At 52.8% G+C, this 14,987-nt stretch carries 13 protein-coding genes; 7 read left to right on the top strand and 6 right to left on the bottom strand.

Going from position 1 to position 14,987, the window contains the following annotated elements:
• Positions 1 to 25 precede the first annotated feature (25 nt).
• Positions 26 to 364 carry a Rieske (2Fe-2S) protein gene (locus Pr1d_RS18470; protein WP_148074911.1) on the top strand — a complete coding sequence of 113 codons (339 nt, stop codon included), beginning with the start codon at positions 26 to 28 and terminating at the stop codon, positions 362 to 364.
• On the opposite strand, the gene Pr1d_RS18465 is transcribed toward Pr1d_RS18470, so the two are convergent.
• The 3 genes from Pr1d_RS18465 to Pr1d_RS18455 are packed head-to-tail and all read right to left on the bottom strand — an operon-like array spanning position 365 to position 3,427.
• Positions 365 to 1,267 carry a hypothetical protein gene (locus Pr1d_RS18465; protein WP_148074910.1) on the bottom strand — a complete coding sequence of 301 codons (903 nt, stop codon included), beginning with the start codon at positions 1,265 to 1,267 and terminating at the stop codon, positions 365 to 367.
• 17 nt (positions 1,268 to 1,284) lie between these two features.
• Entirely contained in the window at positions 1,285 to 1,974 is a 690-nt protein-coding gene (locus Pr1d_RS18460) for a metal-dependent hydrolase (RefSeq protein ID WP_148074909.1), read from the bottom strand.
• Between the two features lie 34 nt (positions 1,975 to 2,008).
• Positions 2,009 to 3,427 (bottom strand): glucose-6-phosphate isomerase, encoded by a 1,419-nt coding sequence (locus tag Pr1d_RS18455; RefSeq protein WP_148074908.1) that lies wholly within the window; start codon positions 3,425 to 3,427, stop codon positions 2,009 to 2,011.
• 186 nt (positions 3,428 to 3,613) lie between these two features.
• Here Pr1d_RS18455 and Pr1d_RS18450 point away from each other — a divergent pair, with 186 nt between their 5' ends.
• The 3 genes from Pr1d_RS18450 (at position 3,614) to Pr1d_RS18440 (ending at position 7,101) form a co-directional block, all read left to right on the top strand.
• Positions 3,614 to 3,877 (top strand): DUF4404 family protein, encoded by a 264-nt coding sequence (locus Pr1d_RS18450; RefSeq protein ID WP_168205344.1) that lies wholly within the window; start codon positions 3,614 to 3,616, stop codon positions 3,875 to 3,877.
• A gap of 141 nt (positions 3,878 to 4,018) precedes the next feature.
• Positions 4,019 to 4,309, top strand: a complete 291-nt coding sequence (locus tag Pr1d_RS18445; protein WP_148074906.1) for a hypothetical protein — start codon at positions 4,019 to 4,021, stop codon at positions 4,307 to 4,309.
• A gap of 86 nt (positions 4,310 to 4,395) precedes the next feature.
• Complete coding sequence (locus tag Pr1d_RS18440; RefSeq protein WP_148074905.1) at positions 4,396 to 7,101, top strand: protein kinase domain-containing protein; 2,706 nt, start codon at positions 4,396 to 4,398, stop codon at positions 7,099 to 7,101.
• Here Pr1d_RS18440 and Pr1d_RS18435 read toward each other — a convergent pair.
• Entirely contained in the window at positions 7,094 to 8,179 is a 1,086-nt protein-coding gene (locus Pr1d_RS18435) for a bile acid:sodium symporter family protein (RefSeq protein WP_168205343.1), read from the bottom strand. The genes Pr1d_RS18440 and Pr1d_RS18435 overlap by 8 nt on opposite strands.
• 261 nt (positions 8,180 to 8,440) lie before the next feature.
• Between Pr1d_RS18435 and Pr1d_RS18430 the strand changes: the two genes are divergently transcribed.
• On the top strand, positions 8,441 to 9,775 hold the full coding sequence (locus tag Pr1d_RS18430) for an MFS transporter (protein WP_148074903.1): 1,335 nt from the start codon (positions 8,441 to 8,443) through the stop codon (positions 9,773 to 9,775).
• On the opposite strand, the gene Pr1d_RS18425 is transcribed toward Pr1d_RS18430, so the two are convergent.
• Entirely contained in the window at positions 9,764 to 10,531 is a 768-nt protein-coding gene (locus Pr1d_RS18425; protein ID WP_148074902.1) for a DUF480 domain-containing protein, read from the bottom strand. The genes Pr1d_RS18430 and Pr1d_RS18425 overlap by 12 nt on opposite strands.
• A gap of 176 nt (positions 10,532 to 10,707) precedes the next feature.
• On the opposite strand from Pr1d_RS18425, the gene alaS reads away from it, so the two are divergent.
• The gene (gene alaS, locus Pr1d_RS18420; RefSeq protein WP_148074901.1) at positions 10,708 to 13,527 is read left to right on the top strand and encodes an alanine--tRNA ligase; all 2,820 of its coding nucleotides are present in this window, start codon (positions 10,708 to 10,710) and stop codon (positions 13,525 to 13,527) included.
• A gap of 269 nt (positions 13,528 to 13,796) precedes the next feature.
• On the top strand, positions 13,797 to 14,135 hold the full coding sequence (locus Pr1d_RS18415; protein WP_148074900.1) for an STAS domain-containing protein: 339 nt from the start codon (positions 13,797 to 13,799) through the stop codon (positions 14,133 to 14,135).
• Between the two features lie 98 nt (positions 14,136 to 14,233).
• Here Pr1d_RS18415 and Pr1d_RS18410 read toward each other — a convergent pair whose 3' ends face one another.
• Positions 14,234 to 14,857 (bottom strand): Clp protease/crotonase-like domain-containing protein, encoded by a 624-nt coding sequence (locus Pr1d_RS18410; protein WP_210417770.1) that lies wholly within the window; start codon positions 14,855 to 14,857, stop codon positions 14,234 to 14,236.
• Between the last annotated feature and the right edge of the window lie 130 nt (positions 14,858 to 14,987).

Below are 14,987 nucleotides of genomic sequence, written 5' to 3'. Positions count from 1 at the left end.
GATTTTCATCTTGGAGCTGCCCTCAATGTCGGAATATGTCACGGTGGCAAAAGTTGGAGCGATCCCCGCAGGGCAGGGGGGGACCTTTGCAATCGGTGACAAGCTCGTGGCCGTGTTTAATCGAGACGGCTCTTACTACGCTATCGATGATCTCTGTCCCCACATGGGGGCTTCATTGGGAGCTGGTCAATTGGACGAGGAAGGGGCCGTCACTTGCCCTTGGCATGCTTGGCGATTCGACATCTGCGACGGCACTTGGCGAGACAATCCTCGCTTGAAGATTCCTTCTTATCCCGTTCGTGTCAAAGGGGAAGAAATCCAGGTGCAACTTATCGACCAGAACTCACAATCTGCTGAACAGTAGTCACTGCGTGGTATCCGATAAAGAGGTGAATTTGACATTTTGTTCAAGCGTCATTGAAGGATTCGATTCGGAGATCAGCTCTGCCTTGTAACTCAGAGAGGAGCTTTCGGACCGCCCCGAATCCGAGTCGAATTGCACTTCCCCTGTGGATGTCTGACTATCTACGGACCACGTTGCCTCTGCGTCCTCCAGTGGCGAAAGCGACATCTGCTGCTCGATAGAGATTCGATTGTTGTCCGGCAATTTGCCAATCTGATACTCAAACTTTACAGCTGCTTTGCCCAACGCAGGGATCTCCATCTCAAGAGTATCCTTCCAAGTACTTCCCTCTTGAACCTCACCTGTTGGCAACGACAGCGGCCCTCCCAAGCGAGCCAACGATTCAAAACTCCCAGCTCCGCCATCTTTGGCAAATAGCTTTCCTCCAGGCACTGATTTCACCGCGTCGGCCAGGTCGATCGGCAAGTCAAGGAGTTTTACTATTCCTTGAGGGGACATTGAGAGTTGTACCGGTTCTTCGCTCAAGCGACGGCCAATTGGGAGTAACATCGCAGCGTATCCCTGAGGATCTGAAGCAGACTGTGAGTCATAGGTTACTTCCTGCCCATCGGGTCCTTTCGCAGTCAAGGCATAGGAATTCACTTGAACAGAAAGCGTTGCTGTTCTTTCCGCATCGACCTCAACCACTTTCCAGGTAAAGTCGATTTGCTCGGCAACATCGGCAATTTGTGTTCTGGTTTTCCCGGCACCAGATTCGAGGCGTGCCGTTTGCGTTAGTCGATAGTCATGAGACTCTCCCGGAACGAATTTCCATTGGATCACGCTTTGAGCACGCAGAAGTCCCACGGGAGCTAGCGCGAACATGACCAGAAGAAGTATTGGTAAGAGTTGATTTCGCAGCATCGAATTATTCACCATCTTCAAAGTGTTATTGATGTTCCAGGAGCAAGTAGGAGCGGCTCACAAGTCGTATGAGTGCGAACACGCTCGGCCCAGCTTGTCACGTCTTGCTCAATGGGAGGCCAGGTATTGTAGTGGCAAGGAATGACTCGTCTACAGTCGAGCAGCTTGATCGCCTCGATTGCGTCTTCAGGTCCCAAAGTGAATAAGTCGCCTATGGGCAAGATCGCCAAATCGATTCCTCGCAACCCTATAAGTTTCATGTCTGAAAAAAGTGCTGTGTCTCCTGAGATATAAATACGCAGATCTACCAGATCGAGTAGGAATCCTGCCGCACTTCCGCCATAGCTCCCGTCTGGGAGCCCCGAGCTGTGATGCGCGACGGTCATCTGTGCCCGACCAAAGGGGAGATTGACCCCTCCTCCTAAGTTCATCGCCGTAAGTTGGTCCTCGGCGACACCCTGTTGCTTGAGCCACTCACAGATCTCAAAGTTCCCCAGCACACGTGCATGAGTCCGTTGGGCAATTGCCACTGTATCCAAAATGTGGTCAAAGTGGCCATGCGTTTGCAGTATGTAGTCTGTCTCGATAGCGGAAGCTTTGATCGGTGCCGTCGGCGACTCATCCAGAAATGGATCTACCAACAAAGTCTCGCGCTCAGTTTTCAGCGTAAACGATGAATGTCCTAACCACGTTATTTCAACTGACACATTCATTCCTCTCGCTTACGAGTCCCAGAACTTTTCAGTTTCCCCGCAGGATGGCGTTCATGTTCTTCTTATAGGCTTCGACGCCCGGTTGGCCATACGGATTGGTGCCCACTAATCTCCCTTCGACGACTGTGGCCAACATGAACATCTGAAAGAGTTGTCCCATGACGAATTCATTGATCGCCGGCACATGGAGATCAGCCGTCGGCCGATTATCCTCTCGGTAGGCCTGATTGGTCCCTTGCGTGGCAGCGGCGAGAACGTCGGGAATGGTCTTCTCCGCCAATTCGTCAAGACCATCTTGATTAAACTTGCTCGTGCCGATGGACACTGGCGCGGTCTTGCACTGGTCGACAATGATATTCGTGATCAGCTTATCGCGTTTGCCTTCCTGGTGCTGCTGGCCTCGAGAATGTAAATCACGAGTGTTTACGATGGTTAGCGGCAAAGCACCTCGTTCTCGTTTCCCAAGACTTTCCGCCAGTAGTTGGTCGTACCAAAGTCCAAACGCCTCAAGTTGCTTACCCCATGTCGAGAGCAAGCGAACATCACAGCCCAGTTGCTTTTCCATGAGGTGGCAGATGCCGGTGTAATCAAGCACAACATTTTTTCCGACCGGTGCCGTGCGGAAGTGTTCATTCATCGCGGCAGCCCCTTCCAAAAGTTGCACAACATCGAGTCCCATGATCGCGGCGGGCAACAAACCGACAGCTGACAAGACAGAGAACCGTCCTCCGACTCCATCGGGGACGGGAAACAACTCACGGCATCCCAATGCAGTTGCCAAGTCAAACAATTTGCCACTCGTACCGGTGACCGGCACGACGAGATCGGCAAGTTGTTCTTGATTCGGGCCGAGTGCTTTTTGAAGACGTCGAAGGAGAATTCGGAAGCCAGAAGCAGTTTCAAGTGTCCCTCCGCTTTTGCTGATGACCACGATGCCCCAGCGGTCGTCTACGTCACTCTTCGACATAGTGGAAGGAAGTAAGTCAAACAATCCTTGCAGGGCATCATTGTCAACATTATTGCCCTCAAAGCTGATGCGTGGCCGATTGTCACGAATTGCTCGAGGAAGTTCGTTAAAGTAGGGATGGCAGCACGATTCCAAGAGGGCCCGCGCTCCCATGTAGGAACCCCCGATTCCCAACACGACGACGCGATCAACTACCGCCGAGAATCGATTGGCAGTAGCGATGATGCGACCAACCTCACTCTCAGTACCACCCGTCTGGTATTCGGCCAGTAGTCGCTCGGGGAGATAGTGGAAACCGGCATCGAGTGGTACTTTGTTCGAAGGTGGGGTCACACCATCGGCCCATAGCTCAGCATCTGCAAGCACGTCGTTGCGAGCCGCAGTCAGTTGCGGAGTAAGTTTGGCCAGTTCGTCCGAAGCCAGGCCATGCTCTGGCAAGTACGTTCCCCTCGGGTCGTAAGAGATGGTAATATCGGGCATGGGAGTCCTTCTGCGATCGAAAACGATTCAAAACGGTGAGTCCAATTGGCACTGGCCAATTCTAACAGCCAACCGCAAGGTAGGGGAATCGCCAATCCGGTGGTCATAGAGTATCATGGAATATAAGCTGCTATGTCTGGCAGAATTCTTGTTTTCCACTTGATCGCTCACTATTGGAAGCCTGGCATGAAGAAGACCATTCTCCTCGAAAAGTTGGAACAACTAAGGGCTGAGCTCGCAGCGTCTTCAGCACTCGACGAAGGCTCTCACGAGCAATTGCAGTCGCTAATCAACGACATCGAACGTGCCGTCGACGCACCACCTTCGGAAGATGAAGGCATATTATCTGGCGAAGTACAGGATTTGGTTCTGAAATTCGAGACCGAGCATCCCCAAATTACTAGCGCATTGAATCAGGTAGCTTCGGCACTGGCAAATTTAGGCATTTGAAGGGGCCTTGCAATTTCCTGCTAGCTTGAAACGATTCGAGAACCTAGTTGCAGTTGAATTCCAGGCGTGGGATACTAGTTTGAGGAATTCGCGTAACGGACGGCTGAGTTTTACACTTGCCTTAGAACAGGGAAAACTTCGATGAACAAATGCCTAATGCTGCTCGTTGGTTGTTTGCTTTGTGTGGTCGTCGCTGAAAAAACTTTTGCTCAGATTGCCTACGTGACTTACTATACTCCGGCTCCAACATATATTGCGCCAGCCCCGATACAGGTGACAAGTTTTTACGCCCCTGCACCAGCTGTGGCTTACCAGCGGGTTCCTGTCGCCCGAACTCGTTATCGCCCCCTGCTAGGCGGTACGGTCACAAGATACCGTACAGCCTACACACCTGTAGTCGTCTCCTCCATGCCAATGGTATATGGATATTAAGTGGGGGACTTGGAGCTGGGGACTAGGGACTGGGCGAGTAGAATTCCGACTTTCACTCCCAATCCCTGAATCCCAGCCCCTACGTTATGGCTGAACTCAAAACATTCGTCTTCACCGACATCTGCCGCAGCGTTGATCTCAAGAATGAGATGATCGGTCGGAGTGTTACCGAACGCGACATGGCGTTCATTCAGCAGATTCTCATGCCGCATCGAGAGCGAATAGAAGCTCACCTGGAAGAAATGACCGGCCGCGTCGTTTCCACTGCCGGGGACGGCCACTTCTTGGTATTCAACAACACCATTCAAGCAGCCGTCTGGGCCGCCGATGTGCAGAAAAGCCACCTTGAAAACCCCATCGCGACTCCTAGTGGCGGGCAAGTTGAGGTTCGCATCAGTATGCACGTGGGGGTGCCACAGGTTGACCCGACGGCCCCCGATAATTTTGTGGGCAAAAGTGTTGATTACGCGTCACGATTAAATGACTACGCCACCGGCGGGGAAATCCTCGTTTCGCGGAGTGTGATGGCTATTCTTGATGACGTCGGGCTTGAAGGGATTTCCTTCCACCTGCATGGCCGCCGTCACCTCAAGGGCATCGGCCACGTGGAAGTCCATGAATTACTTTACGATGAACATGGTCCGCGTCCCTTACGCCAGCAACCTGCCAGTAATACTGATCGCCAGTGGACCGTGATCCCCACAATGGGTGCTGGGCAAAATGACGGTGGACACGACTCTGCCGTGGCTTCTGCTGTACGACTCAAGAAAGTTGGAAACTACGAGCTAGAGTCTCTGCTAGGAAGTGGGGGGATGGGCGACGTCTATAAAGGACGTCACACGCAATTTGGCCGCCAACGCGCAATCAAAGTCATCAAGCCGCAATACGTTGCCGCAGGCAACGAAGAGGTCATCCGCCGATTCTATCAGGAAATCAAGGCAGTCGGCGCACTGGAGCACAGAAACATCGTCGTCGCCATCGATTCCTCTGCACCGACTGACCGACAGCACTACCTGGTTATGGAATACATCGAAGGGGTGTCGGTCCACGATCTGGTTGAACAACAAGGCCATCTCTCTGTCCCCGACGCCTGTGAAGTCGTCCGCCAGGCAGCGCGGGGGTTGCAGTACATCCATCGCAATGAAATGGTTCATCGAGACATCAAGCCCTCAAACTTGATGCTAACGCTTGTTGATGGAGATGGAGTGGCGAGTCAACCAGCGATTGCTGAAGCAGACGAACCCGTGGAGGGAGTCGTAAAGATTCTCGATCTTGGCTTGGCTCTCTTGGCGGGGGATGCCCAGGATCGCTTGACTCGGTTTGACAACAAGGCGATGGGCACAGGCATGTATATGTCCCCAGAGCAGTGGAAGACCACCAGTGTCGACATCCGTGCTGATATCTACAGCCTTGGCTGTACGCTTTATCACCTTCTCGCAGGGAAACCACCATTTGTTGATTCGGATTTGCGCCCTGAAAAAGCGCATGAGAAATCCACGTTGCCACCGATTCGCACGAACGCTGTCCCTCGCAAGCTGTGGGAGATCATCGAAAAGATGGTCGCTAAGAAGCCGGAGGACCGCTACGCAACTCCGGCTGAAGTTGCGGCAGAGCTAACGCCTTTTTGCGAAGGGAACGATTTGCCGGCATTAGTGCATGGCTATTTGGAGCCAAGCAACTCTTCTAGCTCTCATCGCTATACGCGGATTGATTCGGGGGCAGGCGTGGATACATGGCTCTCCCGGGCAAGCCATCTTTATCCGTCACGCCGGTGGATTCTGCGACGTGGGCTTCCGTTTCTTTTTGTTGTCGGTGCCTTTGCGGCGCTCGCTTGGACAGCTTTCCAGGCCCGGCAAAGGACGATAGCCAACGCGATGCAGCAAGCCCGGGACACGCTCCCTCTCGCGGCTGAGACCGCGGCCAACGACATAGGAGAATACGTCACCAAACGGTTTCAGATCTTACAACAAGCAGCCAGCGAGCCCGAGCTTATCGAAATGGTTCAGAGTTTTTCTGAAGATGATGCGAGAAGCGAATTAGAATCTTATCCGTTGGCCAAATGGATCAAGAAGCATCGCCAAGACAATATGGATCGCTCACCTTCCGATAGTTGGTTTGTAAACGATCTCTCGGGCAAGCAGATTACACGCCATCCTCTGATAGTGGAGGAGACTAAGCTGCCTGAGGATAGCTTCCTGGAAAACTATGCCTATCGAGATTACTTTCATGGACTAGGTAAAAACCTTACCGAAGAACATGCTGAATCAATCGAGCCGATTGAGTCGCCAAATCTGTCCGCTGTCTATCTCAGTACTACTACCGGCGAACTGAAAGTCGCATTTTCTGTCCCTGTCTGGAGCAATCCAGCACAAGATGAGAAACCTAAGATAATAGCTGTGCTTTCAATGTCGGTAGAGTTGGGAGATTTTGAAGTATTGAACAAGAACGTCCAAAAAGGAAAAGACATTGTGCTAGTCGATCTACGTGAAGACTATCTCGATACATCGGTGAAGGCTGGGAAACGCGGTCTAATTCTCAACCATCCTTTTCTCTCGATTTGGAAAGACAAGCAAAGTCCTCCCAGAGTCTTCCCTGAAGTTTTAGAAGCAATGGATGCAAGCGAAGACCATTTCATCGCTGGCTACCATGACCCTCTTTCCATCAATCCTAAAACGACCTACTGGGGAGTCTTCGAGCCGGTTTCCTATACGATCCAGGATATGATGACTGATACGAAGAAAACACTTAAAGCTGGATGGGTCGTGTTGGTACAGACTCCTGCGATCAACTGAGCGCAGTTGTGTGCCTTGTCAAATACCTATCCACAAAGCCAGCCAGAATATGCTGCAATAAGGTCGCGAGCACGATCAGCAAGATAACACGCGGTTCTTGCTGAAGGACCTCGCCTGCCAACACGAGCGCCAACCCTGTGTGTTTCATGCTGAAGGCAAAAACAAGTGCGGTAGTCGATTCCCGGTCTAGCGAAGTCATGCGGGCAAGCAACCAGGCGCTGGCAACTCCAAGTAGTTGTAGAGCAACTGCCAACCCGCCAGCCAGAAAAATGGCTCGCCAAACTGGCCGTTCAAACAGCCCAGGCAATGCCAGAGAAGCGTTCGTATAATTGAGAGCCAAGAGTGCCAGCGCACTGACAAAACGAATCCAGCTTCTCTTTCGTTCGATTAACTCTGCCCCCACAATCCGATTGAACAACATCCCAGCCAGCGAAGGCAAAATGACCCATACGATGAAGAACGTCCCAGTAAATCGCTTCACCAGTTCTTCACTGTGCGCCGTGTCCTGCGGCGAGAGTGCTAGCCCCATTAGCTTGAGTACTTGCGGGGTTGCTAAGGGGCTGAGCAAGATCGTGAGTACAATCAGCCCCAATCCGAGGGCGACATTTCCTCGCGAGTTTTGAGTCCAAGCGACCGAAGAATTTGCCACTGGCATGGCAGCTACTAGTGCCAAACCGACCAGAGTTCCACTCGTGGCTGTTTCTCCGAGTAGTAGCGGAACTACCCATCCCAGCATTCCCACAAATAGACTCGGTACCAGCCAGATACATACTAACCCCATGATCAAGATGCCTGGTCGCAGTAGGAGCTGCCAGACTTGTTCCCAACGCACAACAGCAGCAGCGCAAAACAAGAGAACCGCCAATAACAGCATAGGAGCCGTTATCTCACCGGCATAGGGATTCCCCCAGGACAGCTTGCGGATCACCAAACCTGGTTCAGGCAGAAAAGCGGCAAAGACGTAGCATCCAATCAAGAGCCACAAGAAATGGATATGAATCCACTTAAGCAGAGCAGAGATTCCCTCATCAGGAACTGGATCAGGAATCCGTTTGCGCTTCTCTAGGGATTCATCCACTCTCATAAGTTGCCGTCACGTGCGAAGAAAATTGGTCGCGATACCAGGCAATCGCCCAGTATCGCCGCGGATTTCACTAGAATAGCAGAACTCGCATCCAGATTCATCCTCAGTCACGTCCCACTTGAACCCTACGGGAATCACTAGTGTCTTAGTTGGTTGTCTGGTCTATAATGCCGTTTTCCCGCATACGATCCCACCTTTGCAAGCCTACCTAGAGGAGTGGCAAGAGGCCCTCTTCCGAATCCAGAACGAATCCCCATGTCCACCCCGAGCGCAGAGATTGCGGAGTTGATGACTTCTGCCACACGAACGGCAGTTTCATCCCCGGAGCCCATTGCTACCCAAGAAGAGACCACCTTACCCTGGTTTTATGGCTGGGTGATTCTTCCGCTAGCAATCATGATGATGTTGGCAACGAGTCCAGGGCAGACTTTTGGTGTTAGCTATTTTAACGAGCAATTCATCGCCGAATTTGGCTTGAGCAATACGGCATTGTCCAGTACCTACTTGGCGGCAACCCTACTAGCTGCCTTGTCATTGACTTCGATTGGGTCTCTTATCGACCGTTTCGGCATACGCCGGATGGCAATTGGAGGATTTGTCGCAATGGCTGGAGCTTGTGTAGTGGCCTCCCAGGCCACTGGACTTGCAACCCTATTTGTTTCCTTCCTACTCTTACGAACGTTCGGCCCTGGCACGATGACCCTGCTTGCCAACAATACTTTAGCGGCTTGGTTTGATCGTCGCTTGGGACTGGCCAGCAGTATCGCACAGGTCTCGATGGCAGGGGCGTGGGGCCTCGTACCGATAGCGATCGTGGCGCTTATCGATTCGGTCGGTTGGCGGGGGACATATGTAGTCTTTGCCGCGATCATGATAGGCGGATTCTTGCCTCTCGTTGCTGTGCTGTTGCGTGAATCCCCTCGCGAAATTGGGCAGGTTCCCGATGGTCTAAGATTTCACGCCGCGAAACGCAAATCTTTCAGCTACGGCAATGAACTCAATTTGAGCGAATCAATGCAGCACCGTGCCTATTGGATTCTCCTGATTTCTACGGCAGTCTGGTCGCTCATCGGAACCGGACTTGTATTCCATTTGGTCGGGGTCTTTCGCTCTCAAGGCTTCACAGCACAGGACTCAACTGCCGCAGTGACATCAGTTGCATTTGCGATGGCCGCGACTCAAGTAGTGGGGGGAATCTTGGCAGATCGTCTGGCAATGCGTTGGTTGCTTGTCGTCGCAATGTCGCTGATCGGCTTGGGATGTGTAGTTCTCGCTGGTGCTGCCGACAGGGATATGCTCGTCCTTGGGTACGGAACCTATGGCTGCGGCCAGGGGATAAAATCAGTGATTGCCGGCACCGCTTGGGCCCGCTACTTCGGGCGCTCGCATCTGGGAAAGATCCGTGGCACATCACTTACCGCCGCGGTGGGAGCGAGCGCCGTCGGCCCCGTGGTGATGGGAGTCAGCGTAGATTATTTGGAAGGGTTCACCCCTTCACTCTGGTTGTTCGCTACGCTGGCAGGCGTCTGCGCTGTGGCAGCTTTCTGGGCGACACCGCCACTCGTGTCAGTAAAGCATTCACACGCCTAGCTGCTGTTTCAAATCTTCCAATTCGCTTCGCAATTGGTGGATCTCTCCAGAAAGTTCCTCGCGAAGTTCGGCCAATTCCCGTTTGAGATCGCCTGACTCCTCGCGATGAACAATCTGCGTGGGTGCAGCTTGAACCGATGAACGGGTCGCTGTGGAGGCCGGTGTATCTTCTTCATCGGATAACGGTTCGTCCCCCACGACGGCGTTGCCATGCTCCGCCCGAACTTTGGCTAATTCCTGCTCTTGATACAGGGCATGGGTCAGTACGCAGCCACGACCCGGAGGCGTGAGCAGAATGACCAGCTTCTTCTGCCGCAGGCTCTCCACCAGAGGCCGCAATTCAGAAAGACCTGAAATTGGCTCCATTCGAGCAGCGCGGGCACGCAGTTCTCCCATGGTCTGGGCACCTCGCAGCAACAACTCCGCCATCACAGCAAGCTCGCGTTTGTCGACTCCTAACCAGTCATAGGCCAGATGCCGAAACTTGTCGACACGTCCATCTCCCTGAATTGTCGCCACGGCACCGACCTTACGCAGATTCTCGATGGCGTCGTCGACATGCTCTTCGTCGAGCTGCATCTGGGGGAAGCGATTGCTTTTCTGATTGCAGCCATTGACCAATGCGTTGAGGGAGAGGGGATAATTATCAGGTGTCGTTTTCGCTTTTTCGACCAGTGTCCCCAAGACGCGCCGTTCAGTGCGATCGAGCGGCTGCCAGCGAGGTCCTTCTGATTCGGGGGCTGCTTCAAGATTCATGTTTTTGGCTCCAGGCAAAGTGTTTCTTAGTTGTGAGTATACGAGTCATAGGAATGGTCGACGAGTGGCGAAAATGGCCCAACTTTCAATCACTCGGACAGATGCCCTGCCGTTGTTGCCGTGCCTGCTGTATATTCAGACTTTTCTATCACTCTCAGACCCTGAATTCAGTCCGCATGAAAACCGACGAACTCCGCGAAAAATATCTGGCATTCTTTGAAACGAAGGGCCACACCCGTGTTGCCAGCGACGTACTGGTTCCCACCTGGGATCCTTCGGTACTGTTTACCCCTGCGGGGATGAACCAGTTCAAAGATCATTTTCTTGGCAAAGTAAAATTAGACTATACCCGTGCCACCAGCTGTCAGAAATGTTTGCGAACCGGCGACATCGACAACGTCGGCCGCACGGCCTATCACCACACCTTCTTCGAAATGTTGGGAAACTTCAGCTTCGGCGACTATTTCAAACGCGATGCGATCAACTGGGCATGGGAGTTTCTCACAGATAAGAAATGGCTTGGTATTTCTCCTGAGAGACTCAGCGTCACCGTGTATCTTGATGACGATGAAGCCGCAGAGATCTGGTCTAAGGACGTTGGACTTGCCGTTGCCAGGATTGAGCGGCTCGAGGAAGATGAGAATTTCTGGCCTGCCAGTGCCCCCAGTCAGGGCCCCGACGGAGTCTGTGGTCCCTGTAGTGAAATCTATTTTCATCCCGATCAAGGGAAATCGGTAGAGATTTGGAATCTAGTTTTCACACAATTCAATCGCGTGGGTGATCCTCCCGACAATCTGCGACCACTTCCTTCAAAGAATATCGATACCGGCATGGGACTGGAACGGACGGTGGCCACCTTGCAGGGAGTGCCAACCAACTACCACATCGACAACCTCATGCCGATCGTTCAAGCCGCTGCGGAAGTTTGCGGTGTAAAATACGCGCTCGACACCGACGCTGGTCGACGTTGTCGACGGATCACGGACCACGTTCGCGCATGCACCTTCGCTGTCCATGAGAACGTCTATCCGGGGGCCAATAAGGAAAAATACGTCGTCAAACGCCTACTCCGTCGTGCCGTGCTCGATGGTCACCAGTTAGGACTTCGAGAACCATTTCTACATAAGTTGGTCCCCGAGGTGGTCGAAGCCATGCGGAATGCCTACCCCGAGTTGGCCGAGACCGCCGACCGCGTTGCCGGAGTGATTCAGCAGGAAGAAGCCAACTTCTTCGGCACGATTGACGCCGGTCTCAACCGAATTGACCGAGTGTTTGACGAAATGCGAAGTGATAACCGCGTCAAAGTCGAGGGAGAAGTCGCCGCCGAATTGTACCAAACCTATGGTGTCCCACCGGAGTTGTTCGAGGCACTTGCTGCCGAACACAATCTTACGTTCGACTGGGATGGTTACACACGTGCGATGGAAGTTCACGGCGAGGCGTCGGGAAAGGTTCAGCACACGGTCATGGGTGCCAAAGGGCCACTGGACTCGCTTAAACACGCGCTGCACAGCACCCCTTTCCTGGGTTATGAAACTACCGAGGCCGAAGCCGTTGTGAAGGGAATCGTGGTTGGTGAGGCCCCCGAGGATCATTTGTGCGACGAACTCAACGACCAGAGCCACAAGTCGGTTCGAGTCGTGCTGGACCAATCTCCCTTCTACGGCGAAAGCGGTGGTCAGGTGGGAGACACAGGCCGACTTGTCGGCGAAGATTTCGAGTTCACTGTGACCGACACCCAGAAAGACGGTCATTTGATCGTTCATATTGGGCAGCTTACCAAAGGAATCATACGAGAGGGTGATGCCGTCCAGGCGGTCGTTGATACTGAACGTCGCCAAGGGATTCGCCGCGCTCACTCTGCGACGCATATTCTGCACCACGCTTTGCAAAAGCACTTGGGTTCCCACGCCCAACAGCAGGGGAGCAAAGTGGATTGCGATTGGCTACGCTTTGACTTCACCAATCTTAGCCCTGTTACTGCGGAGCAAATTGGTGCGATTACGCAAGATGTACACAAACTCGTTGAAGGAGCTGAGCAGGTAAAGTGGGAGACCTTGCCCCTGGCAGAGGCACGCAAACTGGGAGCGATGATGCTCTTCGGCGAAAAATATCCCGACCCGGTCCGGATGGTATCGATGGGAAGCTTTAGTAAGGAACTATGTGGAGGTACCCATCTTACCAACACCAGCGAGGTTGAGGCTTTCGAAGTGGTCACCGAAGAAGGAGTCTCGGCTGGCACGCGCCGCATTGTGGCACTTACAGGCCCCCAGGCAATACGGTACTCCGAGCAAATCTCGGAAGCTGTCCAAAGTGCGGCTGAGACGATCGATTGTCCACAACTGGCCCTAGCTGAGAATGTCTCCGATTTGTTGGAAAAACAGCGAGAACTAAAAAAGCTACTCACTTCAGGGGGGACACTTCCAAGTCGCGACGCGAGTGGAGTGGCAACTAACATTAGCGACGAAATACCGAATTCTGCCCAAGCAAAGGAAATTCTCACCCAAGTTGCCAAGATGCTTTCCGTGACACCCCTGGCTGTGCCTGAACGGGTGGCCGCAGTCAATGAAGAGGTGGCCGTCTTGCGTGAAAAGTTGACCCAGCGGGCCGCTGCAGGGCCAATGTCTGCGGATTCCCTGCTTGAAGTTGCGACAGACGTGGGCGATGTTCGAGTTGTGGTGGCCGAAGTCCCTACGGCCGACGCGAACTTGATGCGGCAATTGATCGACCAAATCCGACAAAAAGTCGTCTTGAGTGCGATACTTTTGGCCAGCACCGAGGGGGATGACAAAGTAACCCTCGTAGCAGGTATCTCAAAAGACTTGCAAGCCCGAGGAGGCCATGCAGGAAACTGGATTAAACCAGTTGCACAAGCCTTGGGAGGAGGAGGTGGAGGCCGGCCAGATTTAGCACAGGCTGGCGGCAAAGAACCTAGCCGACTACCAGAGGCTTTAGAAGTAGCTCGACAAAAGATTGTCTCCATGCTCGATAAGTAGTACCGAGTCATTTCGTGCTAGCAAATTCCTTGTGAAGAGATGAATAGTTGCCAAATGGCGTTGAGAAATAACTTTCTCTGCTTAGCTCATCTCCCATAAATGAAGTTTTGATAAACTTCACTTGTCTCGAGTGAGTGTCCAGGTATAAGATTGCCATTAGGGGGAGCGTTTGAGAATGATTTCTCTTTCTAATCTACGCCCAACACAGGCTGCCGTAGGCGGCTCTTCCCGGCGGCATGTTTGGACGGAACCGAAAATGGACAATTGTCATGAGAATCGATCGCGGACCCGATTGGTTGATCGTGCAGCTAACGCCCACGGATGAACCTTTCGACAACTTGGCCGACCGTTTATGGTCCTTGCTAGACCAACATTTCGTCTATCGGCTTGTGCTTGAGATGGACACCATTGATTTCTTTCCCAGCCAATTGATGGGTCAGTTGGTCATGTTACACAAGCGAGTACTCAAACATGGGGGGGCACTAAGATTGTCGGGCCTTTCACCAGAGTGTCTTGAAGCTCTGCATGTTTGCCGCTTAGATCAGGCCTTACCGCATTTTTCCACCCGTTGCGAAGCGGTTCATGCCGGACAGTTGGCACGCACTTAGTGTGCTTGAGGCGATCCATCGGACAGTCCAGTGCCGAGTAAGATCTTCGTTACTGCGCATGCCCGCGGCAGCGATGTGCAACGGGTGTAGAGTTCCAATTACGGTGCCTTGCGGAGTTTCGGCTTGCTCACTTCAGGTGAAGTTGCATCCTGTGCCTCGTCTGGATGGAGCAGATGAAAGATTCCCGTTGGACTGACAAGATCGGCTGCGGTGATCAACTCTGCTAACCCGGCGCCAGCCAACTCGCTCCCCGAAACATACTTCCCGGGATTGATCCAACTGCGCATCATGTCGCGAGACACACCAAACAGATCGGCCAGCAGCGCATCCATGTCTTTTTCTAGATGACCAAAATGGCGTGCCCACTCTGCGGCTTCAGCAAGTCCCACATTTTCTTCGCTTTGCCATTTCATTGGATGGAACAGTAAGACACTGTAGGGCGATACGAACCGGCGTTCACAAGCGGCGAACGGCCATAAAGCTGCCGAAGAACATTCGCCCGTGACAACCCCGGTCGCCCGTAAGCCCCGCAAGCGAATGATCGTCATCAACGAAACGGCACAATAGGGACTGCCACCTGGCGAGTCGAAATAGAAAGTACACTGACCGCCAGGTTCTATATCCAAGAGGCGATCAGTGAGTTCGGACTCGTGTTCGGTAAGATCCCCCGTGATGGCGATTTCGGGGACTCGATTGTCTTCTTCGTTGTGGACCTGCGTCATCAAACTGGTGTCCTGATGGTTTTGAAGGAATGAATCCTTATCGAATTTCTGGTGCGAGGCTACCAAATGGTCGTCTCACCGCCCAGTCGATCCCTGGCTCCATTTTAGAAACGCAGAGTGAAACACACCA

The sequence above is a fragment of the Bythopirellula goksoeyrii genome (genome assembly GCF_008065115.1).
In the GTDB taxonomy this organism is placed as follows: domain Bacteria; phylum Planctomycetota; class Planctomycetia; order Pirellulales; family Lacipirellulaceae; genus Bythopirellula; species Bythopirellula goksoeyrii.
This window is presented reverse-complemented; position numbering and strand designations above follow the sequence as displayed.

Coding starts and splice junctions, on each gene's coding strand:
- Pr1d_RS18470 (WP_148074911.1), top strand. CDS start 26: ATGTCGGAATATGTCACGGTGGCAAAAGTTGGAGCGATCCCCGCAGGG.
- Pr1d_RS18465 (WP_148074910.1), bottom strand. CDS start 1,267: ATGCTGCGAAATCAACTCTTACCAATACTTCTTCTGGTCATGTTCGCG.
- Pr1d_RS18455 (WP_148074908.1), bottom strand. CDS start 3,427: ATGCCCGATATTACCATCTCTTACGACCCGAGGGGAACGTACTTGCCA.
- Pr1d_RS18450 (WP_168205344.1), top strand. CDS start 3,614: ATGAAGAAGACCATTCTCCTCGAAAAGTTGGAACAACTAAGGGCTGAG.
- Pr1d_RS18445 (WP_148074906.1), top strand. CDS start 4,019: ATGAACAAATGCCTAATGCTGCTCGTTGGTTGTTTGCTTTGTGTGGTC.
- Pr1d_RS18440 (WP_148074905.1), top strand. CDS start 4,396: ATGGCTGAACTCAAAACATTCGTCTTCACCGACATCTGCCGCAGCGTT.
- Pr1d_RS18430 (WP_148074903.1), top strand. CDS start 8,441: ATGTCCACCCCGAGCGCAGAGATTGCGGAGTTGATGACTTCTGCCACA.
- Pr1d_RS18425 (WP_148074902.1), bottom strand. CDS start 10,531: ATGAATCTTGAAGCAGCCCCCGAATCAGAAGGACCTCGCTGGCAGCCG.
- alaS (WP_148074901.1), top strand. CDS start 10,708: ATGAAAACCGACGAACTCCGCGAAAAATATCTGGCATTCTTTGAAACG.
- Pr1d_RS18415 (WP_148074900.1), top strand. CDS start 13,797: ATGAGAATCGATCGCGGACCCGATTGGTTGATCGTGCAGCTAACGCCC.
- Pr1d_RS18410 (WP_210417770.1), bottom strand. CDS start 14,857: ATGACGCAGGTCCACAACGAAGAAGACAATCGAGTCCCCGAAATCGCC.